Annotated in this window: 3 protein-coding genes; all 3 read right to left on the bottom strand. The window is 71.6% G+C overall.

Going from position 1 to position 25,986, the window contains the following annotated elements; translation table 11 throughout:
• Positions 1-54: 54 nt before the first annotated feature.
• Positions 55-11,904 carry an SDR family NAD(P)-dependent oxidoreductase gene (locus ACZ5NW_RS19610; protein ID WP_468745115.1) on the bottom strand — a complete coding sequence of 3,950 codons (11,850 nt, stop codon included), beginning with the start codon at positions 11,902-11,904 and terminating at the stop codon, positions 55-57.
• A 31-nt stretch (positions 11,905-11,935) separates the two neighbouring features.
• Positions 11,936-17,506, bottom strand: a complete 5,571-nt coding sequence (locus ACZ5NW_RS19605) for a type I polyketide synthase (protein ID WP_468745624.1) — start codon at positions 17,504-17,506, stop codon at positions 11,936-11,938.
• A 35-nt stretch (positions 17,507-17,541) separates the two neighbouring features.
• Positions 17,542-25,986, bottom strand: an 8,445-nt coding sequence (locus ACZ5NW_RS19600) for a type I polyketide synthase (protein WP_468745114.1), incomplete at its 5' end; no start/stop codon positions are given.

Genomic DNA, 25,986 nt, shown 5'->3' with positions numbered 1-25,986 from the left:
CATCAGCTCCTGCCCCCGTGCCCGGGGACCGTCGTCTGCCGCCGCCGGCGCCGCTCAGCGCCGCAGCTCTCGGTCGATGAAGTCCAGGACCTCCTCCGCGGACGCCTCCTCGAACTGCTCGGTGACCGCCTCGGCGCCGCCCGGGCCGGTGCCGTACTTCGCCGCCAGGGCGCGCAGCCGCCGCCCGACGGCCGCGTCGCCGTCGCCGTCCCGGGCCGCGAGGGCCTCTTCGAGCCGGTCCAGTTCCTCCATGAGGTGCTCCACGGTGCCCGCCCCGGCCGGCGCCAGCAGGTCGCGCAGATGCCCGGCCAGCGCACCGGCGGTCGGAAAGTCGAAGACGACCGTCGCGGGCAGCCGCACCCCGGTGACCAGGCTGAGCCGGTTGCGCAGTTCGACCGCGGTCAGCGAGTCGAAGCCCAGCTCCTGGAACGGCCGCCCCGCGTCGACCTGCTGGGGCGAGGCGTGCCCCAGCACCGCGGCGATGTGCCCGCGGACCGTCTCCAGGACGAGACGGTGCTGCTCCCGTTCCTCCAGCCCCGTCAGCCGCTGCGCCAGCGACGGCCCCGACGCGTCGCCCCGCCGCGCGGGCGCCCGTACGAGACCGCGCAGCACCGGCGGCAGCAGCCCCGCCGCCGCCCGCTCCCGCAGCCCCCGCGCGTCGAGCCGCACGGGCAGCAGCACCGGCTCGTCCGCTCCCGCGGCCAGCGCCGTGTCGAACAGCGCGAGTGCCTCGCCGGTCGCGAGCGGCACGAGCCCGCCGCGGGCCATCCGGCCCACGTCCGCCTCGTCCAGGTGCCCGGTCATGCCGCTCGACTGCGCCCACAGGCCCCAGCCGAGCGCCGTCGCGGGCAGGCCGAGCGCGTGCCGGTGCTCGGCGAGGGCGTCCAGGAAGGCGTTGGCGGCCGCGTAGTTGCCCTGGCCCGGACTGCCCAGGACACCCGTGGTCGAGGAGAACAGCACGAACGCGTCCAGGTCCAGGTCCCCGGTCAGCTCGTGCAGATTCCAGGCCGCGTCGACCTTCGGACGCAGCACGGAGTGCAGCAGGCCGGGCGTGAGCGAGGCGATCGTGGCATCGCCGATCACCCCGGCCGCGTGCACCACACCGGTCAGCGGCCGGTCGGCCGGGATCGCGCCGAGCACCTCCGCGAGCCGCTCCCGGTCCGCCGCGTCACAGGCGGCGAACGTCACCTCGGCGCCCAACTCGGCCAGATCCGTGCGCAGTTGATCGGCGCCCTCGGCGTCCTCGCCGCGCCTGCTCGCCAGCAGCAGATGCCGTACGCCGTGCTCGGCGGCCAGATGCCGGGCCACGACCGCGCCCAGCGTGCCCGTCCCGCCCGTGACCAGCACGGTCCCCCCGGAGGCGAACACCGGCGGCGCGCCGGCGCTCTCCTCCCGCTGCGGCGCCCGGCTCACCGACGGCACCACGAACTCGCCGCCCCGCAACGCCCCTTGAGGTTCGTCGGCCGCCATCGCCCGGCCGAGGGCGGCCAGGGACGCCTCGTCGTCATCGATGTCGAGCAGCCCGAACTGCCCCGGATGCTCGGCCTGCAGACTGCGGACGAGCCCCCACACCGCGGACGCCGCGAGCGCGCCCGTGTCCTCGCTGTCGGGGGAGGCGACACCGCCGTGCGTGAGCATCACCAGCCGGCTGCTCGCCAGCCGCTCGTCGGCCAGCCAGTCCTGCACCAGCCGCAGGTGGTACTCCGCCGCCGCGTGCGCCGCCTCCGCCGGGTCGACCGTGCCGTCCGGCCACGACGGCGCCACCACCAGCGGCGGTACGGCCCCGCCCGCGTCCAGCGCCTCACGCAGCGCGGCGATGCCCTCGTGCGTGACGGCGGCGTACCGGCAGTCCCGGGTCACGCCCGTACCGTCGTCCAGAGCCACCCACCCGGTGATCTCCTCGCCGCGCAGCGGCCGTGGCAGCCACTCCACCCGGAACAGCGAGCCGCCGGGCGCCGCCGTCCGCAGCGCCGCCAGCTGCTCCCCGGTCACCGGGCGCGACCCGAGCGACCCGACGGAGGCGACCGGCTCGCCCGTCTCGTCGGCCACCTCCACCGACACCGCCCCGTCCGGGCCGGCCGGCGCGAGACGCACCCGCAGGGCCCTGGCCCCGACCGCGTGCAGCGACAGACCCGACCAGGCGAACGGCAGCCGGATCTCCGGCTCCGCCTCGCCGGCGCCGAGCAGCATCGCGTGCAGCGCGCTGTCGAGCAGCGCCGGATGCACGGCGAACCCGTCGGTCACCGCGTCGGCGGGCAGATCCACCTCGGCGAAGACCTCCGCGCCACGCCGCCACGCGGCCCGCAGGCCCTGGAACGCCGGCCCGTAGTCCAGCCCCATCGCGGAGAACCGGTCGTACACCTCGCCGACCGCCACCGCTTCCGCACCCGCCGGCGGCCACACCCGCAGCTCCCCGGACGGCGCCACGGTCGCGCCCGGAGCGGCCAGGACACCCGTCGCGTGCCGCGTCCACCCGTCGTGCCGATCGGCGGACTCGGCCCGCGCGTGCACCGCGACAGGACGCCGGCCCGACGGGTCGGCCGCGCCGACCACCACCTGCAACCGCACCCCGTCGTCCTCGGCGAGGACCAGCGGGGCCAGCAGCGTCAGATCCTCCACCCGCTCACAGCCGGCGTGCCGCGCGGCATGCAGCACCAGATCCGCCAGGGCCGTTCCGGGCAGCAGCACGGTGCCGAGCACCGCGTGATCGGCCAGCCACGGATGGGTGCGCAGCGACACCCGCCCGGTCAGCACCCAGCCGTCGTCACCGGCCAGCTCGACGGCCGCGCCCAGCAGCGCGTGCCCGCCCTCCGTGAGTCCCACGCCCGCCACGTCACCGGCGGTCCGGGACGGCTCGAGCCAGTAGCGCTCCCGCTGGAAGGCGTACGTCGGGATCGGCACCCGGCGCCCGGACGCCGCCGGCAGCACCCGCGCCCACTCCACCGGCGCACCGTGCACGTGGGCCGCGGCCAGTGCCGTGATGAACTCGCGCGGCCCGTCCTGCTCCCGGCGCAGACTTCCCACCACCGTCGCCGGCACATCCGCGTCGTCCACACCCTGCTGCACACCCACCGTCAGGATGGGATGCGGGCTCGCCTCCACGAACAGCCGGTGACCGCTTCCCAGCAACGCCTGGACCGTCTCCCCGAACCGCACCGTCTGCCGCAGATTCCGGTACCAGTACTCCGCGTCGAGCGCTCCCGTGTCCAGCAGCCCACCGGTCACGGTCGAGTAGAACGGCACCCGCGACGGACGCGGCTCGACGGGGGCGAGGACCTCCAGCAACTCCTCGCGCAGCGCCTCGACATGCGGCGAGTGCGACGCGTAGTCCACGGGCACCGTACGGGCCCGCACCCCCCGGGCACGCAAATCGTCGACCAGCGTGTGCACCGCGTCCGGATCGCCCGCCACGACCGTGGCGGCCGGCCCGTTGACCGTGGCGACCCCCACCCGGCCATGCCACCGCTCCAGCTCCCGCTCCGCCTCCCGGGCGGGCAACGGCACCGCGGCCATCGCCCCCGTGCCGGCCAGCGCCAGCAGCGCCCTGCTGCGCAACGTCACCACGCGGGCCGCGTCATCGAGCGACAGAGCGCCCGCGACATGCGCCGCCGCGATCTCGCCCTGCGAGTGCCCGATCACCGCGTCCGGCTCGACACCCGCCGACCGCCACAGCTCCGCCAGCGACACCATGACCGCGAACAGCACCGGCTGCACCACGTCCACCCGCTCCAGCTCCGGCGCGCCCGGCGCCTGCCGCAGCACCTCCACGACGTCCCAGTCCGCGTACCGGCCCACCGCGTCGGCGCACTCCCGCAGCCGCCGCGCGAACACCTCCGAACCCGCCAGCAGGTCCAGGGCCATGCCCGCCCACTGCGAGCCCTGCCCCGGAAACACGAACACCGTCCGGCCCGGCGCCGGTTCGGCCACCCCCGCCACCAGACCCGGCCGGGCCTCACCCGCGCCGAGCGCCGCCAGACCGTCCAGGAGCTCCGTACGATCCCGGCCGACCACCACCGCCCGGTGCGCGAACACCGACCGGGTCGTGGCCAGCGCGTGCGCCACATCCACGGGCGCGACCTCCGGCGACGCCTCCAGCCACGCCCGCAGCCGCAGCGCCTGAGCGCGCAGCGCCCCCTCCCCGACGCCCGAGACCGGCAGCGCCACGACCCCGCCCCCGGCCTGCGCGGGCTCCACCCGGTCCCCGCTCTCGGCGGGTTCCACCCGGTCCCCGCCCTCCGCGGGCTCCACCGCGTCCACGGCCGGAGCCTGCTCCAGAACGATATGAGCGTTGGTGCCGCTGATACCGAAGGAGGACACGGCCGCACGACGCGGCTCACCCGTCTCGGGCCAGGGCCGCTCCTCCGCCAGCAGCTCGACCGCCCCGGCACCCCAGTCGACATGCGGCGTCGGCGCGTCGACATGGAGCGTGCGCGGCAGCAGCCCGCGCCGCATCGCCTCCACCATCTTGATCACACCGGCGACACCCGCGGCGGCCTGCGTATGACCGATGTTCGACTTGATCGACCCCAGCCACAACGGCCGCTCCGCGTCCCGCTCCCGCCCGTACGTCGCCAGCAGCGCCTGCGCCTCGATCGGGTCGCCCAACGTGGTGCCGGTCCCATGCGCCTCGACGGCGTCCACCTGCACGGGCGTCAGTCCGGCGGCGTCGAGTGCCGCCCGGATCACCCGCTGCTGCGACGGCCCGTTCGGCGCCGTGAGCCCATTGCTGGCCCCGTCCTGATTGACGGCCGACCCCCGCAGCACCGCCAGCACCTGATGCCCGTTGCGCCGCGCGTCCGACAGCCGCTCCACCAGCAGCAGACCGACCCCCTCACCCCACCCGGTGCCGTCCGCGCACGCCGCGAACGGCTTGCACAGCCCGTCGGGCGCAAGCCCGCGCTGCCGGCTGAACTCGATGAAGATGCCCGGCGACGCCATCACCGCCACACCCCCGGCCAGCGCCAGATCGCACTCTCCGTTGCGCAGTGCCTGCGCGGCCAGATGCAGCGCCACCAAGGACGACGAGCACGCCGTGTCCACCGTGATCGCCGGCCCCTCGAAGCCCAGCGCGTACGCCACCCGGCCCGACGCCACACTCGTCGTCGTGCCCGTCAGCAGATAGCCGTCCAGCCCGCCCGACGACTGCTCCGCGCCCACCGCGTAGTGCTGGGACGACATGCCCACGAACACCCCGGTCCTGCTGCCCCGCAGCCGCGCGGGCGCGAGACCCGCCTGCTCCAGCGTCTCCCAGGCCGTCTCCAGCAGGATCCGCTGCTGCGGATCCGTGGCCAGCGCCTCCCGTGGACTCATCCCGAAGAACTCCGCGTCGAACAGGTCCGCGTCGTCCAGGAACCCGCCCTTGTCGACATACGTCGTCCCCGACCGCTCGGGATCCGGATCGACGAGCCGCTCCAGATCCCAGCCGCGGTCCGTCGGCAGCCCCGAGATGCCGTGCCGCCCGTCGGCGACCAGCCGCCACAGGTCCTCGGCGGACCGGACACCACCCGGATACCGGCACGCCATCCCCACGATCACGATCGGCTCGTCCACCGGCCCCACGTCCCCGCGCGGCCGCTCGACGACCCGCCGGGACTCCGGCTCGGCCACCGCCACCTCCTCGTACAGATGCGAGGCCAGCGCGGACGCCGTCGGATGGTCGAAGATCAGCGTGGCGGGCAGCCGCAGTCCCGTCGCCACATTCAGGCGGTTGCGCAGCTCCACCGCCGTCAGCGAGTCGAAACCGAGGGACTGGAAGGGCAGTTCGGGATGGAGCGACCCGGCGTCACCGTGCCCCAGCACGACACCGACATGCCCCAGCACCAGATCGAGCAGCACCCGGCGCTGGTCCGCCTCGTCCCGCCCCGCGAGCTTCGCCCGCAGCTCCGCCGTACCGCCCGCCCCACCGGCCCGCGCCCGCCGCGGAACCGACCGCAGCAGACCGCGCGCCATCGGCGGCAACGCCTGCGCCTCGGCCATGCCCCGCAGCGCCCCCGCGTCGATCCGCGCCGCGACCACCAGCGCCTCGACACCGGCCCACCCGGCGTCCAGAAGCGCGCACGCCTCCCCGCTCTCCAGCGGAATCATTCCGCTGCGGTTGAGTCGGGCGCGGTTGGTGGTGTCGAGGGTGGCGGTGATGGTGCTGGTTTCCGCCCAGGGTCCCCAGGCGAGGCTGGTGGCGGGGAGTCCTTGGGTGTGGCGGTGGTGGGCGAGGGTGTCGAGGAAGGTGTTGGCGGCGGCGTAGTTGGCCTGTCCGGGGTTGCCGAGGATTCCGGCGGCGGAGGAGTAGAGGACGAAGGCGGCCAGGTCGAGGTGCTGGGTCTGCTGGTGGAGGTGCCAGGCGGCGTCGACCTTGGGTTGGAGGACGGTGTGGAGCTGGTGGGGGGTGAGGGTGGTGAGGGTGGCGTCGTCGGTGATGCCGGCGGTGTGGACGACGGCGGTGAGAGGGTGTTCCGACGGGATGTCGGCGAGGAGGTCCGCGAGTTGGTCGGGGTTGCTGGTGTCGCAGGCGGCGATCGTGACGCGGGTGCCCAACTCTGCGAGCTCATCGCGTAGCTCGGCGGCGCCCTCGGCCCCAAGTCCCCTCCTGCTGGCGAGCAGCAGGTGTCGTACGCCGTGCCGTGTGACGAGATGGCGGGCGGCGACGGCGCCCAGCGTGCCCGTACCGCCCGTGACGAGGACCGTGCCGTCCGGGTCCAGCGGCGGCGGCACGGTCAGCACCAGCTTTCCGACATGCCGGGCCTGACCCATCAGCCGGAACGCCTGCGGCGCCTGACGCACGTCGAACGCCGTCACGGGCAGCGGCCGCAGCACCCCCTTGGCGAACAACTCCCCGAGATCCGCGAGCATGTCGGCGATCCGCTGCGGACCGGCCTCGATCATGTCGAACGCCCGGTACAGCACCCCCGGATGGCGCGCGGCCACCTCGTCCGCGTCGCGTACGTCCGTCTTGCCCATCTCGATGAACCGCCCACCGCGAGGCAGCAGCCGCAACGACGCGTCCACGAACTCCTGGGCGAGCGAGTCGAGGACGACATCCATGCCGGCGCCGTCCGTGGCGTCCAGGAAGGCCCGCTCGAAGTCGAGGGTGCGGGAGTTGGCCAGATGCGCCTCGTCATACCCCTGCGCACGCATCACCGGCCACTTCGGAGTGCTGGCCGTGCCGAACACCTCCGCGCCCCAGTGCCGGGCGAGTTGGGTCGCCGCCATGCCGACACCCCCGGTCGCCGCGTGAACGAGCAGCCGCTGCCCGGCCCGCAGCTCCGCCAGGTCGGCGAGGGCGTAGTACGCCGTCAGATAGACGATCGGCACCGATGCCGCCTCGGCGAAGGACCACCCGGCCGGTACCGGCGCCAGCAGCCGCCGGTCGGCGACGGTCACGGGCCCCATCGCCCCCTGCATCAACCCCATCACCCGGTCACCGGGACGCAGATCCGCGACCCCGGGACCCACCTCCAGAACCACGCCGGCGCCTTCGCTGCCGATGGCCACGGGCCCCGGATACATGCCCAACGTCATCAGCACGTCACGGAAGTTGAGCCCCGCCGCGCGTACCGCGACCCGCACCTGTCCCTCGGCCAGCGGCTGCTCGGCCTCCGGGTACGGCACCAGGGCCAGGTTCTCCACCGTGCCCGCCTCGGTGACGTCCAGGCGCCACGCCCCGGCACCCTGCGGAGCCAGCACCCCCTTGCCGTCGACGACGGCCAGCCGGGGAACGAACGCACCCGCGTCACGCAACGCCACCTGCGGCTCGCCCAAGGCCACCGCGCCCGCCAGCAACGCCCCTGCGTCAGCGGTGCCGTTGACGTCGATCAGCACGAAGCGACCGGGCTGCTCGGACTGCGCCACCCGCAGGAACCCCCACGCGGTCGCCGCGGCCACGTCCCGCACCCGCTCACCGGCGTGCACGGCCACCGCCCCCTCGGTCACCACGACCAGACGGGAGGCGGCGGTCCGCTCGTCGGACAGCCAGACGGTGACCAGCCGGTGCAGGTCCTCGGTGAGCCGGTGCGCCCGCCCTGCCGGGTCGGGCTGGTCGTCCGGGGAGCACAGGCACGCCACGACCGTCCCCGGCAGCGGGTGCGCCTCGTCGGCCGCGCCCAGGAGGGAGGGCAGGTCGGGCACGTGCTGGAAGGCGGGTCCGTCGGGTGCTTCGGCGAGTGCGGGCAGGAGGTCACCCACAGCCGCCCAACCGCCGTTCTCGTCAGTACCGTTGGTCATGCTCGGGTCGTTGTGGCCGGTCTCGTCGAGGGCGAGTGGTGTCCAGTCGACGCGGTACGACGGATGGGTCCGGCGTCCGCTTCCCAATGCGGCCATCCGCTGCACGTCGAGGGCGCGTACGGTCAGCGCGTCGACGGAGATCACCCCGGCGCCGGTGGCGTCGGCCACCGTCACGGAGACGGTGTCGGGGCCCTGCGGGGTGAGGCGGACCCGCACCCTGTCGGCGCCCGTCGCGTGCAGGGTGATCCCGGACCAGGAGAAGGGCAGCCGGGGCCCGGACGGGTCGTCCGTGGAGAGGGCGGTGGCGTGCAGCGCGGCGTCCAGGAGAGCGGGGTGGATGCCGTAGCCGGTGGTGTCCGTGTCGTCGGGGAGCCGGACCTCGGCGTAGAGGTCGTCGCCGTGTCGCCAGGCGGCTTCGAGTCCTTGGAACGTGGGGCCGTATGGCAGCCCGAGGTCGGCGAAGCGGGGGTAGACCTCGTCCGTCGGCAGCGGTGTCGCTCCCGCCGGCGGCCAGGTGTCACCGAGCGGGGCGGGGGGTGCGGGGGGTGTGGTGGTCAGGACGCCCGTCGCGTGCAGGGTCCACTCGGCACCCGGTTCGGCTCCCGCGGCCTGCGAGTGCACGGCGATGCGCCTCAGGTCGGGACCGTCCTCCCCGGCGTCCTCGGACGGCTCGACCGTGAGCCGCAGCCGTACGGCCGCCTGGTCGGGGAGGACGAGCGGCGCGTGGAGGGTCAGCTCCTCGATGTGGTTGTGGCCCGTGTGGTCGGCGGCATGGAGGGCGAGGTCGAGGAGGGCGGTGCCGGGGAGGATCGCCGTGTCCTGGAGGGTGTGGTCGGCGAGCCAGGGATGGTCACCGAGGGAGACGCGGCCGGTGAACAGATGGATGTCGTTGGGGAGTTCGGCGATGGCACCGAGGAGCGGGTGGGAGGAGGGCGTCTGGCCGACGTCGGTGGCGTCGGTGAGAGTGGGGGTGTGGCGAAGCCAGTAGGGGTGGCGCTGGAAGGGGTAGGTGGGGAGGTCCGTGGTGGGGTGGTCGGGCCCGTAGAGGGTGGCCCAGTCGACGGGGGTGCCGTGGGTGTGGGCGGTGGCGAGGGCGGTGAGGAGGGTGTGCTGTTCGGGCTTCTCGGGGTGGAGGAGGGGGATGGCCGTGGCGTCGGTGGTCGTGCGGGTGAGTGCGGTGAGGGTGGTGTCGGGGCCGAGTTCGAGGCAGAGGGTGGTGTTGAGCTCCGCGAGGGTGCTGACGGCGGGGTGGAAGCGGACGGCTTCACGGAGTTGGCGGGTCCAGTACTCGGCGGTGACGAGGTCGTCCCCTGTGGCGAGACGACCGGTGAGCGTGGAGACGACGGGGAGGGTGGGCCGTCGGTAGGTGAGGGTGGCGGCGACGGCGTGGAAGGCGTCGAGGATCGGGTCGAGGTGGGGGGAGTGGAAGGCGTGGCTGACATGGAGTGACGTGGTCTTCCGGCCCCGTTCGGCGAACGCGGTCGCGATGCGCGCGACCTCGTCGGCGTCGCCGGAGATGACGGTGCTGTCAGGGGTGTTGAGAGCGGCGACGGTCACGCCGGGGTGACCTTGAAGGGCTTCTTCGACTTCGCTCTCGGTGGCCTGGAGCGCGGCCATGGCGCCGCCGGTCGGGAGTCGGTGCAGCAGGCGGGCGCGGGCGGCAACCAGGGTGCAGGCGTCCTCCAGGGTGAGGATTCCCGCGGCGTGGGCGGCCGCGATCTCGCCGATGGAGTGTCCGGCGAGGTGGTGGGGGGTGACGCCGAGGTGGCGCAGGAGCCGGAAGAGGGCGGTCTCCAGCGCGAAGAGGGCGGGCTGCGTGTAGAGGGTGTCTGCCAGCAGGGCCGCCTGTTCGGTGCCTTCCTGGGCCCACATGACCTGACGGAGAGGGGTGTCGAGGTGCGGGTCGAGCAGGGCGCAGACCTCATCGAGGGCCTGGGCGAACACCGGGTGGCTCTCGTACAACTCGCGTCCCATGCCGAGGCGTTGGCTGCCCTGCCCGGCGAAGAGGAACGCGATCCTGCCCGGTGCGGTGGCATCGCCGCGTACGAGCCGAGGATGCTCGGCGCCGGCGGCCAGGGCGTCGAGGGCGGCGAGCACGTCGGCCCGGTCCTCGGCCACGACGGCCGCCCGCCGGTCCAGATGGGCGCGGGTGGTGGCCAGCGAGAACGCGATGGTCGCCGACGGGAGATCGCCGCCCGCCAATTCCCGTACCTGTGCGGCCTGTTTCCGCAACGCGCCCTCGCTCTTGGCGGACAGCACCCACGCCACCGGCCCACCCAGCGGGGCACCCGCCTGCTCCTCGTCCGCCGGGGCCTGCTCCAGGATGATGTGGGCGTTGGTGCCGCTGATCCCGAAAGAGGACACGCCGGCGCGTCGCGGCTGCCCGGTCTCCGGCCAGGGGCGCGCCTCGGTGAGAAGGGAGACCCCACCGGCCGACCAGTCGACATGAGGGGTGGGCTCGTCGACGTGCAGGGTGCGCGGCAGCACACCGCGCCGTATCGCCTCGACCATTTTGATGATGCCGGCCACGCCCGCGGCGGCCTGCGTGTGACCGATGTTCGACTTGATGGAGCCCAGCCACAGCGGCCGCTCCGGAACGCGCCCCTGGCCATAGGTGGCCAGCAGCGCCTCCGCCTCGATGGGGTCGCCGAGTGTGGTGCCGGTGCCATGGGCCTCGACGGCGTCGACCTGGTCGGAGGTCAGCCGGGCGTTGTCGAGAGCCGCGCGGATGACCCGCCGCTGGGAGGGCCCGTTGGGTGCGGTGAGGCCGTTGCTGGCCCCGTCCTGATTGACGGCGGAACCCCGCAGCACCGCCAGAACGCGGTGACCGTTGCGCCGGGCGTCCGAGAGCCGCTCCACGAGGAGCAGGCCGACACCCTCGCCCCAGCCCGTGCCGTCGGCCGCCGCCGCGAAGGGCTTGCAACGGCCGTCGGGCGCGAGACCGCGCTGCCGGCTGAACTCGATGAAGATCGACGGGGTGGCCATGACCGTGGCACCGCCCGCGAGCGCGAGATCGCACTCGCCGTTGCGCAGCGCCTGAGCGGCCAGATGCAGGGCCACCAGCGACGACGAGCAGGCCGTGTCGACCGTCAGGGCCGGCCCCTCAAGACCGAACACATACGAGATACGCCCCGACGCCACGCTCGCGGAAACACCCGTGGCGAGATAACCCTCCACGTTCTCGGTGCCTGACAGCAGCCCCCGCGTGTAGTCCTGGCCATTGGTACCCGCGAACACCGCCGTCCGGCTGCCCCGCAGCGACTCGGGATCGATACCGGCGCGTTCGAAGACCTCCCAGGATGTCTCCAGCAGCAGGCGCTGCTGCGGGTCCATCGCGAGCGCCTCGCGCGGATTGATGTTGAAGAACTCCGCGTCGAACTCATGGGCGTCCTCGACGAATCCGCCCTCGCTCACATACGTCTTCCCGGACCGCGCGGGATCGGCGTCGAAGAGCGCCTCCGTGTCCCAGCCCCTGCTGACCGGGAAACCCGACAGGGCGTCCGCCCCGGAGGTGAGCAGCCGCCACAGGTCCTCCGGAGAGCGCACGTCCCCGGGGAACCGGCACGCCATGCTCACGATGGCGATGGGCTCCCGGCTCTTGGCCTCGACCTCCTGCAGCCGCTGATTGACCTGACGCAGATCCGCGGTCGCGCGCCTGAGGTAATCGCGGAGCTTGTCTTCGTTCATGAGAAGGCCGCCTCCTGGGCAGGGGTCGCTGTCAGTCGTGGGTGCGCGCGATGCCGAGTTCGTTGTCCAGCACGCTGAAGAGCTCGTCGTCCGAGGCCGACCCGAGGTCGTCCTCGGGGGCCTGCCGGGTCGCGGTGTGCGGGTCCGCGTCGAGCTTCCAGAGCAGCGCGCGCAGACGGGCGGCGAGCCCGGGACGCAGATCGCTGTCGGGGGACAGCGACAGAACGGTCGCCTCGAACCGCTCCAGCTCGGCGAGCGCGGCGCTCGGGGCGGAGCCGCCGACACGGAGTTCCCTGTGCAGCCGGTTCGCCAGGGCGGCGACATTGGGATGGTCGAAGATCACGGTCATGGGGAGCCGCAGCCCGGTGACGGTGTTGAGCTGATTGCGTAGTTTCACCGCCGCCAGCGAGTCGAACCCCAGCTCCTGGAACGCCCGTTGAGCGGCGATGGCATCCCCCGAGGCGTGCCCGAGCACGGCGGCGGCGTGCGTGCGCACCAGCTCGACTAGCAGCGCGGACTGCTCCTCTTCGGAAAGACCGGCGAGGCGCCGCGCCAACGTCGGCTCCGCACGGCCGCGCCTGCGCGGCGCCGACCGTTCGACGAGCGCGCGCAGCGGTGCGGGAAGAACCCCGGCCTCGGCGGCGGTGCGCAGCGCCCGCAGGTCGAGACCGATCGGGGTGAGCTGCGGCCGACCACTGGCGAGCGCCGCGTCGAAGAGGGCGAGCGCCTGGTCCGTGGGGAGGGGGGTGACACCAGCGGCGCCCAAGGTCTGGTGGTGGTCGGGGTGGAGGGTGGCGGTGATGGTGCTGGTCTCCGCCCAGAGTCCCCAGGCGAGGCTGGTGGCGGGGAGTCCTTGGGTGTGGCGGTGGTGGGCGAGGGTGTCGAGGAAGGTGTTGGCGGCGGCGTAGTTGGCTTGTCCGGGGTTGCCGAAGGTGCCGGCGGCGGAGGAGTACAGGACGAAGGCGGCCAGGTCGAGGTACTGGGTCTGCTGGTGGAGGTGCCAGGCGGCGTCGACCTTGGGTTGGAGGACGGTGTGGAGCTGGTGGGTGGTGAGGGTGGTCAGGGTGGCGTCGTCGGTGATGCCGGCGGTGTGGACGACGGCGGTGAGAGGGTGTTCCGACGGGATGTCGGCGAGGAGGTCCGCGAGTTGGTCGGGGTTGCTGGTGTCGCAGGCGGTGATGGTGACTTGGGCTCCCAAGTCAGTGAGGTCCGCTTGGAGTTGGGTGGCGCCGGGGGCGTTGGGTCCGCTTCTGCTGGTGAGGAGGAGGTGGTGGGCGTTGTGGTGGGTGATGAGGTGGCGGGCGGTGAGGGCGCCGAGGGTGCCGGTTCCGCCGGTGATCAGGACGGTGCCGTCCGGGTCGAGGGGGCGGGAGTTGGCGGCCTCCGTGATCTTCGGGTCCGATTGCCTCGTCAGGTGCGGGGTCAGCACCTTCCCCTGGCGGAGGGCGATCTGTGGCTCACCGCTGTCGATGGCGGCGGCGACAGCCATGAGGGAGGCGTCGGTCTCGTCGGTGTCGACAAGCTGGAACTGCTCCGGATTCTCGGACTGCGCGCTCCGCAGCAGGCCCCACACCGCTGCCGCGCCCAGGTCGCACAGCCCGTCGGCGTCGGCGTCGGCGTCGGTGGCGGTAACGGCTCCTCGTGTGAGGACAACCAGTCGGGAAGCGGCCAGACGAGGCTCGGCCAGCCAGGACTGTAGGACGGTGAGGACGCGTTCGGCGAGCGTGTGCGCGGCCTCGGCGGCGTCGTCGGTCTCCGGACTGACGCAGGGCATCACGACCGATTGCGGTACGACGTCGTCGAGCGCCGTGAGCAGATCCTTCATGTCGGTATAGGTGCCGATGCCGACATCACCGGCCGTCTCCAGAGCGGCGCGCAGACCGAGGGCGTCCTCTCCGAGCACACCCCACGCACCGGCACCGCGATCTCCGCGCTCCGGTTCGGTCTGCTTCCAGTCCAGGCGGAAGAGGGCATCGGCCATCGCGTCGGGGCGCGGACCGGCGTCGGCCAAGGAGTCGGGGAGGGGGCCGAGCCGGACAGACGCGGCTGTCAGCACCAGGTCGCCTGCGTCGTCGGCGAGGTCGACAGCGACGGTGTCGTCGGTGGCCCGGGTCAGCCGTACTCGTAGGACTGAGCCGGCTTCGGCATGCAGCGAGATACCTGACCAGTGCAGGGCGGTGCGTCCGTCGGCTCCTTGGGTGCGGAGTGCCGGGTGGAGCGCGGCGTCGAGGAGGGCCGGGTGGATGCCGAATCCGTCCGAGACACCGTTGGCCGACGTCGGCTCTTCGGGGAGATCCACCTCCGCGTAGACGATGTCACCGTGCTGCCACAGGCCCCGGACCCCCTGGAAGACCGGCCCGTACGTGAGGCCGGCGTCCGCGAGATCCTCGTAGAGGTCGTCCACGGCGAGGCTGCGGGCTCCCTGCGGGGGCCAGCTCTCCGGGAACGATTGCTCGTCCTGGGCCTTCGGAGGCGTCGGATCGAGGGTGGCGGTGGCATGGGTGACCCAGGCGGACTGCGGGTCCGACTCCGGCTGCGCGTCGAGGGTGAGGCTGGCCGGCGCGTCCTCATCGGCTGCTTCGACCGTGACGCGGAGACGTAGGGCCGCGCCTTCTGCGAGGGTCAGGGGGGCGTGGAGGGTCAGGTCCCGGACGCCGGTGTTGCCGGTGTGGTGGGCCGCGTACAGGGCGAGGTCCACCTGGGCTGAGGAGGGCAGGACGGTTGTGCCGTGGAGGGTGTGGTCGGCGATCCAGGGGTGGTCGTTGAGGGAGAGGCGGCCGGTGAAGAGGTGGGTGTTGTTGGGGAGTTCGGTGGTGGCGGGGAGGAGGGGGTGGGTGGTGGGGGTTTGGCCGAGGTGGGTGGCGTTGGTGGGGGTGGGGGTGTGGTGGAGCCAGTAGGGGTGGTGTTGGAAGGGGTAGGTGGGGAGGTCGATGGGGGTGGGGTGGTGGGGGGTGTAGATCGTGGTCCAGTTGACGGGAATACCGCTGGTGTGGGCGGTGGCGAGTGCGGTGAGGAGGGTGTGGTCTTCGGGTTTGTGGGGGTGGAGGAGGGGGATGGCTGTGGCGTCGGTGGTGGTGTGGGTGAGTGTGGTGAGGGTGGTGTCGGGGCCGAGTTCGATGTAGGTGGTGGCGTTGAGGTGGTCGATGGCGGGGTGGAAGCGGACTGCTTCGCGGAGTTGGCGGGTCCAGTACTCGGGGGTGGTGAGGTCGTCGGGTCCGGCGATCTCTCCAGTGAGGGTCGAGACCACAGGGATGCGGGGTTGGTGGTAGGTGAGGGTTGCGGCGACTGCGCGGAACTCGTCGAGGATGGGGTCGAGGTGGGGCGAGTGGAAGGCGTGGCTGACGTGGAGCGGTGTTGCCTTCCGGCCCTGCTCGGCGAATACGGCCGCGATCTGGGCGACCGCGTCGGCGTCGCCGGAGATGACTGTGCTGTTGGGGGTGTTGAGGGCGGCGATGGTGACGCCGTCGTGGCCTTCGAGTGCGGTGAGTACTTCTGTTTCGGTGGCTTGGAGGGCGGTCATGGCGCCGCCGGTCGGGAGGTCGTGGAGGAGGCGGGCGCGGGCGGCGACGAGGGTGCAGGCATCGGCAAGGCTGAGGATGCCGGCCACATGGGCGGCCGTGAATTCGCCGATGGAGTGGCCGACCAGGTAGTGGGGTGTGACGCCGAAGTGCTGGAGGAGGCGGAAGAGGGCGGTCTCCAGGGCGAATAGGGCGGGCTGGGTGTACAGGGTGTCTTCCAGCAGGGCCGCCTGTTCGCTTCCTTCCTCGGCCCACATAACCTGGCGGAGGGGCATGTCGAGGTGCGGGTCGAGCAGGGCGCAGACCTCGTCCAGGGCTTGGGCGAAAACGGGTTGGCTGTCGTACAACTCCCGTCCCATGCCCAAGCGTTGGCTGCCCTGCCCCGCGAACAGGAATGCCGTTTTGCCTGATCCGACGGTGGTCCCTCGGATGAGGTAGTCGTGGTCGGCGCCCGTTGCCAATGAGGTGAGGCCCGCCAGGAAGTCTGCTCGGTCCTCGGCTACGACGGCGGCACGGCGTTCCAGGTGCGCCCGCGTGGTGGCGAGGGAGAATCCGATGTCCGCGAGCCCGAGGTCGCCGTCCGCCAAGTCCCGTAGGCGTGCGGCCTGTTCGCGTAGCGCGTCCTCGGTCTTGGCCGAGAGTATCCAGGCCAACGGGCCGCCGATTGTCCCCGGTACTGGTGCGTCGGCTTCCTGGTCCGGGGCTTGTTCCAGGATGACGTGGGCGTTGGTGCCGCTGATGCCGAAGGAGGACACGGCGGCCCTGCGCGGCCGTCCCGCTTGCGGCCAGGGACGGGCCTCGGTGAGCAGGGAGACCGCGCCCGCCGACCAGTCGACGTGGGGGGTGGGTGCGTCGACGTGCAGGGTCTGGGGAAGCGTCCCGTGACGCATGGCCTCGACCATCTTGATGATGCCGGCGACGCCCGCGGCGGCCTGGGTGTGGCCGATGTTGGATTTGATGGAGCCGAGCCACAGGGGCTGTTCGGGGTCGCGGTTCCGGCCGTAGGTGGCGAGGAGGGCCTGTGCTTCGATCGGATCGCCCAGGCCGGTGCCGGTGCCGTGGGCCTCGACGACATCGACCTCGTCCGGTGTGAGGCGCGCGTTGTCCAGCGCCGCGCGGATGACCCGCTGCTGCGAGGGGCCGTTGGGCGCGGTGAGCTGGCTGCTGGCGCCGTCCTGATTGCTGGCGCTGCCTCGGAGGACGGCGAGTATGTGGTGGCCGTGGTGTTGGGCGTCGGAGAGGCGTTCGACGAGGAGGAGGCCGATGCCTTCGCTCCAGCCGGTGCCGTCGGCGGCTGCTGCGAAGGGCTTGCAGCGGCCGTCCGCCGAGAGTCCGCGTTGGCGGCTGAATTCGATGAAGGTGGACGGCGTGGCCATGACGGTGACGCCGCCGGCGAGGGCGAGGTCGCATTCGCCGTTGCGCAGTGCCTGGGCCGCTAGGTGCAGGGCCACGAGTGAGGAGGAGCAGGCGGTGTCGATGGTGACGGCCGGCCCCTCCAGGCCCAGGGTGTAGGCGACACGGCCGGACGCCACGCTCGCGGAGGTCCCGATGCCGATCTGTCCCTCGAAGTCCTGCGGCACGTGATGGTAGAGACGGCTGCCGTAGTCGCCGTACATGATGCCGGTGAAGACGCCGGTGCGGCTGCCGCGCAGGGATTGGGGGTCGAGGCCGGCGCGTTCGATGGTCTCCCACGCGGCTTCCAGCAGAAGGCGCTGCTGGGGGTCGGTGGCGAGGGCTTCGCGGGGGCTCATGCCGAAGAAATCGGCGTCGAACTCGTGCGCGTCGTGGAGAAAGCCGCCGTGGCGGGCGTAGCTGGTGCCGGGGTGGTCGGGGTCGGGGTCGTAGAGGGCGTCCAGGTCCCAGCCGCGAGTGGTGGGGAAGGTGGTGATGGCGTCGGTACCTTCGGCGACCAGTCGCCAGAGCTCTTCGGGGGACGTCACGCCGCCCGGGTAGCGGCAGGCCATGCCCACGATGGCGATCGGCTCGCGGGCCTTCTCAGTGGTCCGCTGGTTCTCCTGCCGGAGCCGTTCGTTCTCCAGCAAGGATGCTCGAAGCGCCTCGACGATCTTCTCGGGGGGTGTCACCGTCATGGGTTCCTCACTCACGCTGTCCGGCCGGGTCATGCGCTGTCGTCGCCGAGCGCCAGCCGGATGAGGTCGTCGACGTCCGCGGATTTGATGAGGTCTTGCTGCTGTTCGCCCTGAGACTCGGCCTCGTTCTCGCCCGTGCCGTCGGCGAGCCGCAGCAGGGCCTGAATGAGTCCGGCCTCCCGAATCCGTGACACGGGAATGGAGTTGATGACCCGGCGCATGGTCGTGTCGTCCACCTGACCGCTCTCGTCCACGAGGCCGAGTCCGTCATTGGGGGCGAGTTCCGCACGCAGATGTCCAGCGAGCGCCTTCGCTGTCGGGTAGTCGAAGACGAGCGTGGGCGGGAGCCGGAGTCCTGTCGCCGCGTTCACACGATTGCGGAGTTCCACGGCGGTGAGCGAGTCGAAGCCCATGTCGAGGAGTCCCTTGTCCGGGTCGACCAGTAGGGGAGTGGCATGGCCGAGGACGTGCGCGATGTGCGTACGCACCAGGTCGAGCAGGAACACGTCCCGCTCCGCCCCGTTGAGCGACACCAGCTGCCGGAGCATCGCGTCGGAGTTCCCGGGCTGCGCGCTGCGACGGGTGGACGGCTTCACGAGCTTGCTCAGCATGGAGGGGAGCAGACCGCCGTCGGCGATGTCGCGCAGCGCCCGCAGATCAAGACCCATCGGCACGAGGTGGGGGTGTCGGGTGGTGAGTGCGGTGTCGAGGTGGGTGAGGGCTTGGTGGGTGGGGAGGGGGCGGATGCCGCTGCGGTTGAGTCGGGTTTGGTGGTCGGGGTTGAGGGTGGCGGTGATGGTGCTGGTCTCCGCCCAGAGTCCCCAGGCGAGGCTGGTGGCGGGGAGTCCTTGGGTGTGGCGGTGGTGGGCGAGGGTGTCGAGGAAGGTGTTGGCGGCGGCGTAGTTGGCTTGTCCGGGGTTGCCGAGGACGCCTGCGGCGGAGGAGTAGAGGACGAAGGCGGCCAGGTCGAGGTGCTGGGTCTGCTGGTGGAGGTGCCAGGCGGCGTCGACCTTGGGCTGCAGGACAGTGTGGAGCTGGTGGGGGGTGAGGGTGGTGAGGGTGGCGTCGTCGGTGATGCCGGCGGTGTGGATGACGGCGGTCAGCGGGTGTTCCGCCGGGATGCGGGCGAGGAGGTCCGCGAGTTGGTCGGGGTTGCTGGTGTCGCAGGCGGTGATGGTGACCTGGGCGCCCAACTCCGTGAGGTTCGCTTCGAGTTGGGTGGCGCCGGGGGCGTTCGAGCCGCTCCTGCTGGTGAGGAGGAGGTGGTGGGCGTTGTGGTGGGTGATGAGGTGGCGGGCGGTGAGGGCGCCGAGGGTGCCGGTTCCGCCGGTGATCAGGACGGTCCCGTCGGGGTCGAGCGGGCGGGAGCCGGCGGGAATGTCGGCGTGCGTCAGGCGTGGAGCCAGGAGGGCGCCGTCGCGCAGCGCCAATTGGGGCTCCCCGGCTGTCATGGCCGCCTGGAGTTGGGCGGTCGAGGCGTCCAGGCCGTCGGTGTCCAGCAGGACGATACGGTCCGGATTCTCGGACTGGGCGGCGCGGACCAGGCCGTGCACGGCCGCTGCGGGAAGGTCTTGGACCTCCTCCTCGTCCGACACGGCCGTGGCCGCGCGGGTCACGACGACCAGCTGGGAGGCCTGGAGCACATCCGCCGTGAGGAACTCCTGCATCGCGACCAGTACGCGCTCAGCCACCTCATGTGTGTTCGTGACGGGGTCGGCAGCGCTGCCGCCGCCCATGCAGGGCAGGGCGATCACAGTGGGCGTCGGCTCGCCCGCTTCGACGGCATGGATCAGGTCCGCGAGCTGTGTGTACACGGGCACCGGTGCCTGATCGCCGCCGAGGGCGCTCGCCAACTCGCCTCCGCCCACGCCGAATACAGCCCACCGTGTCGGGGACGCGGACGTCGGCTGAGTGATCGGATCCCAGGTCAGCCGGAAAAGGGAGTTGGGGAGGGCGGCCGATGCGCCGATCTCCCTGGGGGCCAGAGCACGTGTGGCCAGGGACCCGATCGTCGCTACGGGGATGCCGTTCTGGTCCGCGAGTTCCAGAGTGACGGCGCTGGTCCCGGACGGCGTCAGGCGGACCCTCAGGCCAGTTGCCCCCGTGGCGTGCAGGGTGACGTCGCTCCACGAGAACGGGACGCGTGCCGTGCCCCCGTCGTCGGTGGTGAGTGCGGTGGTGTGGAGGGCGGCGTCGAGGAGGGCGGGGTGGATGCCGTAGCCGGTGGTGTCGGTGGTGTCGGGGAGGTGGATTTCGGCGTAGAGGTGGTTGTTGTTCTGCCAGGCGGTGGTGAGTCCTTGGAAGGTGGGGCCGTAGGTGAGTCCGAGGTTGTTGAGGTGTTCGTAGAGGTGGGTGGTGTCGAGGGGTGTGGCGTTGGTGGGGGGCCAGGTGGTGAGGGGGGTGGGGTGCTGTTCGGCGGGTGTGGAGGTGAGGACACCCGTCGCGTGCAGACTCCATTCGGTGCCGGGGGCGGCATCGTCGGCCTGCGAGTGGAGGGTCAGCTGCTGACGGGGTGCCGGAACCGTGTCCGCGCTTTCGCCGTCCGGCTCGATGGTGAGGCGGAGTCGAAGGGCCGTTTCATCCGCCAATACGAGCGGACTGTGCAGGGTGAGCTCTTCGACGTGCCGGCTGCCCGTGTGCTCGGCGGCGTGCAGCACGAGGTCGAGAAGCGCGGTGCCGGGAACGATCGTCGTGCCGTGGAGGCTGTGGTCCACCAGCCAGGGGTGGCTTTCGAGAGCGAGGCGGCCGGTGAACACATGGGCCCCACCCGGTAGTTCGACGGCTGCGGCCAGCACGGGGTGCGTCGTCGGAGTCTGACCCATCCGGGACGGGTTGGTGGTGGTCGGGGTGTGGTGGAGCCAGTAGGGGTGGTGTTGGAAGGGGTAGGTGGGGAGGGCGACAGGGGTGGGGTGGTGAGGACCATAGACAGCGGTCCAGTCGACGCGTGTCCCGTGGGTGTGAGCGGTGGCCAGCGCGGTGAGGAGGGTGCGGACCTCGGGCTTGTCGGGATGCAGGAGCGAGACGGCGGTGGCGTCTGTCACGGAACGCGCGAGAGCGGCGAGGGTCGTGTCGGGGCCGAGTTCGATGAGGGTGGTGGCGTTGAGTGTGCCGATGGCGGGGTGGAAGCGGACCGCTTCGCGGAGCTGTCGCACCCAGTAGTCGGGGGTGGTGAGGTCGTCGGGTCCGGCTGCTTCTCCGGTGAGGGTGGAGATGATGGGGATGCGGGGCTGGTGATAGGTCAAGGTCTGGGCGACCGTGCGGAACTCGTCGAGGATGGGGTCGAGGTGGGGGGAGTGGAAGGCGTGGCTGACGTGGAGCGGTGTGACCTTCCGGCCTTGTTCGGCGAATGAGGTCGCGATGCGTGTGACGGTGTCGGTGTCGCCGGAGATGACGGTGCTGTTGGGGGTGTTGAGTGCGGCGATGGCGACGCCGTCGTGGCCTTGCAGTGCGGCGAGTACTTCTGTTTCGGTGGCTTGGAGGGCGGTCATGGCGCCACCGGAGGGGAGTTGGTGCAGCAGGCGGGCGCGGGCGGCGACGAGGGTGCAGGCATCGGCAAGGCCGAGGATGCCGGCCACATGAGCGGCCGTGATTTCGCCGATGGAGTGCCCGATCAGGTAGTGGGGCGTGACGCCGAAGTGCTGGAGGAGGCGGAAGAGGGCGGTCTCCAGGGCGAAGAGGGCGGGCTGCGTGTAGAGGGTGTCTTCCAGCAGGGCTGCCTGTTCGCTTCCTTCCTCGGCCCACATGACCTGCTGCAGAGGCGTGTCGAGGTGCGGGTCGAGCAGTGCGCAGACCTCGTCGAGGGCTTGGGCGAACACGGGCTGGCTGTCGTACAACTCCCGACCCATACCCAGGCGTTGGCTTCCCTGCCCCGCGAACAGGAACGCGGTCTTGCCTGCACCGGCAGCTGATCCTCGTACGAGATGGGGATGCTCGTCCCCGTCGACCAGTGCTTGGAGTCCGGCCAGGAAGTCGTCCCGGTCCTCGGCTACGACGGCGGCCCGCTGCTCCAGATGCGCCCGCGTGGTGGCGAGGGAGAACCCGACGTCCGTGAGGGGGAGGTCGCCGTTCGCCAACTCCCGTAGCCGTGCGGCCTGTTCCCGCAGTGCGTCCTCGCTCTTGGCGGACAGGACCCAGGCCGTCGGCCCGCTTTGCGGGACCCGTGTCGGCGTTTCCTGAGCGGGCGCCTGTTCCAGGATGATGTGCGCGTTGGTCCCGCTGATGCCGAACGAGGAGACGGCGGCCCTGCGGGGGCGTCCGGTGTCGGGCCAGGGTTGTTGCTGGTGGAGGAGTGTTACGGCTCCGGTGGTCCAGTCGATGTGAGGTGAGGGTTCGTCGGCGTGGAGGGTCTGAGGCAGAACCCCGTGGTGCATGGCTTGGATCATTTTGATGATGCCGGCGACGCCTGCAGCCGCTTGGGTGTGGCCGATGTTGGATTTGATGGAGCCGAGCCACAGGGGCTGTTCGGGGTTGCGGTTCTGGCCGTAGGTGGCGAGCAGGGCTTGTGCTTCGATCGGGTCGCCGAGAGTCGTGCCGGTGCCGTGTGCCTCGACCGCGTCGACCTCGTCGGGGGTCAGTTGGGCGCTGTCGAGGGCCGCCCTGATGACGCGTTGCTGGGAGGGTCCGTTGGGGGCGGTGAGGCCGTTGCTGGCGCCGTCCTGGTTGACGGCGCTGCCTCGGAGGACGGCGAGTATGTGGTGGCCGTGGTGTTGGGCGTCGGAGAGGCGTTCAACGAGGAGGAGGCCGATGCCTTCGCTCCAGCCGGTGCCGTCGGCCGCGGCCGCGAAGGGCTTGCAGCGGCCGTCGGGGGAGAGTCCGCGTTGGCGGCTGAACTCGATGAAGGTGGAGGGGGTGGCCATGACGGTGACGCCGCCCGCGAGCGCGAGATCGCACTCGCCGTTGCGTAGTGCCTGGGCGGCCAGGTGCAGCGCCACCAACGAGGAGGAGCAGGCGGTGTCGACGCTCACCGCGGGGCCTTCAAGACCGAAGGCGTAGGCGAGGCGGCCGGAGGCCACGCTGTAGGAGCTGCCGGTTCCCAGGTATCCCTCGAACCCCTTGGGGATGTCGTGGTGGAAGCGGCTGCCGTAGTCGCCGTACATGATGCCGGTGAAGACGCCGGTGCGGCTGCCGCGCAGGGACTGTGGGTCCAGGCCGGCGCGTTCCAGTGTTTCCCAGGCGGTTTCCAGGAGGAGGCGTTGCTGGGGGTCGGTGGCGAGGGCTTCGCGGGGGCTCATGCCGAAGAAGTCGGGGTCGAAGTGGTGGGCGTCGTGGAGGAAGCCGCCGTGGCGGGTGTAGCTGGTGCCGGTGTGGTCGGGGTCGGGGTTGTAGAGGGTGTCGAGGTCCCAGCCGCGAGTGGTGGGGAAGGTGGTGATGGCGTCGGTACCTTCGGCGACCAGTCGCCAGAGCTCTTCGGGGGATGTCACGCCGCCCGGGTAGCGACAGGCCATGCCCACGATGACGATCGGCTCGTCCTCGCTGTACGCGCGTGTGCCGGGTGCGCTGACACCTGACGGTCGTGCTGATGTGCCCTGGACAGCGGTGAGTTGCGTGTGAAGGTGTGCGGCGAGGGCGTGGGGGGTCGGGTGGTCGAAGACGAGGGTGGCGGGCAGGCGTAGGCCGGTTGCCGCAGTGAGCCGGTTGCGCAGTTCGACGGCGGTGAGGGAGTCGAGGCCGAGGGACTGGAAGCTCTGCTGCTCGTCGACCGGGTGGTTGTGCGCATGGCCGAGCGCGGTGGCCGTGGTTGTGGTGATGAGATCGAGGACCGTCCGCTGCTGCTCGTCCGTGCTGAGTGCGGCCAGCCGTGCCGCCCACCGGGAGGCCGATGCGTCGGTCCGGGCACGGGCGGGGACGAGCTGACGGAAGAGCGCGGGCAGCTGGTCGGCTCGGGCGCGCAGTACCGCCGTGTCGAGCAACGCCGGTACGAGGTGCGGGCGGACGTCGGCCAGCGCCGCGTCGAGGAGGTCGAGCGCCTGGTCCGTCGGCAGGGAGAGCATCCCGTTGCGGTTGAGTCGGGCGCGGTTGGTGGTGTCGAGGGTGGCGGTGATGGTACTGGTTTCCGCCCAGGGTCCCCAGGCGAGGCTGGTGGCGGGGAGTCCTTGGGTGTGGCGGTGGTGGGCGAGGGTGTCGAGGAAGGTGTTGGCGGCGGCGTAGTTGGCCTGTCCGGGGTTGCCGAGGATTCCGGCGGCGGAGGAGTACAGGACGAAGGCGGCGAGGTCGAGGTGCTGGGTCTGCTGGTGCAGGTTCCAGGCGGCGTCGACCTTGGGTTGGAGGACGGTGCGCAACTGATCGGGGGTGAGGCTGGTCAGCGTGGCGTCGTCGGTGATCCCGGCGGTGTGGATGACGGCGGTGAGGGGGTGTTCCGCCGGGATGTCGGCGAGGAGGTCCGCGAGCTGGTCGGGATCGCTGGTGTCGCAGGCGGCGATCGTGACGCTGGTGCCCAACTCAACCAAATCATCACGGAGTTCGGCGGCGCCCTCGGCCTCGAGTCCCCTCCTGCTGGCGAGCAGCAAATGTCGTACGCCGTGCCGCGTGACGAAGTGACGGGCGACGGCCGCGCCGAGCGTGCCCGTACCGCCCGTGACCAACACCGTGCTGTCCGGACTCAGCTGGACAGTCGATGCGCCGCTCTCCTCCACCGTCGCCCGGACCAGCCGCGGCACGAACCACCGTTCGCCGCGCCGGACCAGCTGTGCCTCGTCCGCGAACACCAGAGAGGCCAGTTGGTCTCCGTCGTAGCCGCCCTCGTCAACGTCGATCAGGCCGAACCGGCCGGGCTGCTCCGACTGGGCCGATCGAATCAGCCCCCACAGCGGCGCGGCCCCGAGATCGTCCAGCCCCTCATCCTCCGGCACCGCCACCGCACGCCGCGTCACGAAGACCAGCCGCGTGGACGCCCATGCACCGTCGGCAAGGAACTCCTGCGTCAGGCTGAGCGCCCGAGCCGTGAGCCGATGCACCTCCTCTACGACGCCACCGGCCCCTTCCCGCGAGGTGAAGGAGGCGAACAGCACGTCCGGGGCCGGGGCACCGGCATCGATGGCGCGTCGCAGCTCCGCGAGGTCCGGGGTGCCGGTGTTTTCGATGCCCACCAGTGAGGTGTCCCCGAGCACCGCCCACGTGGCGGCTTCAGGCCGTGCGCCGGACGGCTCCGCGAAGGGCGCCCACTCGACCTCGTACAGCGCCTTGCGGCGAAGCTGAGCCTGCGCCCCGAACTGCTCCGCGTTGACGGGGCGGCTCACCAGCGATGTGACCACCGCGAGGGGTGCGCCCGTGCCGTCGGCGATCCGCAGCGACGTCCCGTTCCCCGTACTCGTCGACAAGTGGACACGCAGGGTCCTGACGTTCTGGAGGCTCCCGTCCGTGACCGTGGTGACGCCGGTCCAGGAGAAGGGCAGTTGGGGCGCGTTGTCGGTGGTGAGGGTGGTGGTGAGTGCGGTGGTGTGGAGGGCGGCGTCGAGGAGGGCGGGGTGGATGCCGTAGCCGGTGGTGTCGGTGGTGTCGGGGAGGTGGATTTCGGCGTAGAGGTGGTTGTCGTGCTGCCAGGCGGTGGTGAGTCCTTGGAAGGTGGGGCCGTAGGTGAGTCCGAGGTTGTTGAGGTGTTCGTAGAGGTGGGTGGTGTCGAGGGGTGTGGCGTTGGTGGGGGGCCAGGTGGTGAGGGGGGTGGGGTGCTGTTCGGCGGGTGTGGAGGTGAGGACCCCCGTCGCATGGAGAGTCCAGGGGGCTGCTTCGCCGTCGAGGCCGGCCGTGTCGTACGGGCGGGAGTGGATGGAGACAGGGCGCGTCGTCCCGGCATCACTGCGGGGGCCGACCGTGACGTGCAGCTGCACGGCGTGACCCTCGACGAGAACGAGGGGGCTCTGGAGCGTCAGCTCATCGATGTGCGGTGTATCGGTGCGGTGAGCGACGTGCAGGGCGAGGTCGAGCAGGGCCGTGCCGGGGACGACCGTGGCGCCCAGAACGACGTGATCGGAGAGCCAGGGGAGTTCGTTGAGGGAGAGACGGCCGGTGAAGAGGTGTCCGTCGCCGGTGGGTAGTTCGAGGGCGGCGGCGAGCATGGGGTGGTCGGCGCCGTTCAGACCGAAGCGGCGGGCGTTGCCGGAAGCGGTCGGCTTGTTGATCCAGTAGGGGTGGCGCTGGAAAGGGTAGGTGGGGAGGTCGATGGTGGTGGGGTGGTGGGGGGTGAAGAGGGTGGTCCAGTCGACGGAAACACCGCTGGTGTGGGCGGTGGCGAGGGCGGTGAGGAGGGTGTGGTCTTCGGGCCTGCGCGGGTGGAGGAGGGAGATGGCTGTGGCGTCGGTGGTGGAGCGGGTGAGTGTGGTGAGGGTGCTGTCGGGGCCGAGTTCGATGAAGGTGGCGTTGAGCTGCTCGATGGCGGGGTGGAAACGGACTGCTTCGCGGAGCTGGCGCGTCCAGTACTCCGGGGTGGTGAGGTCGTCTGCTTCTGCCGCCTGGCCGGTGAGGGTGGAGACGATGGGGAT

It is taken from the genome of Streptomyces sp. NPDC032126 (genome assembly GCF_055580085.1).
Note: the sequence above shows the minus strand (reverse complement) of the source record. Positions and strands in the feature narration are given on the sequence as shown.

What these genes read in the sequence shown, in the direction of transcription:
- ACZ5NW_RS19610 (WP_468745115.1), bottom strand. Translation starts at nt 11,904, where the DNA reads ATGAACGAAGACAAGCTCCGCGATTACCTCAGGCGCGCGACCGCGGAT.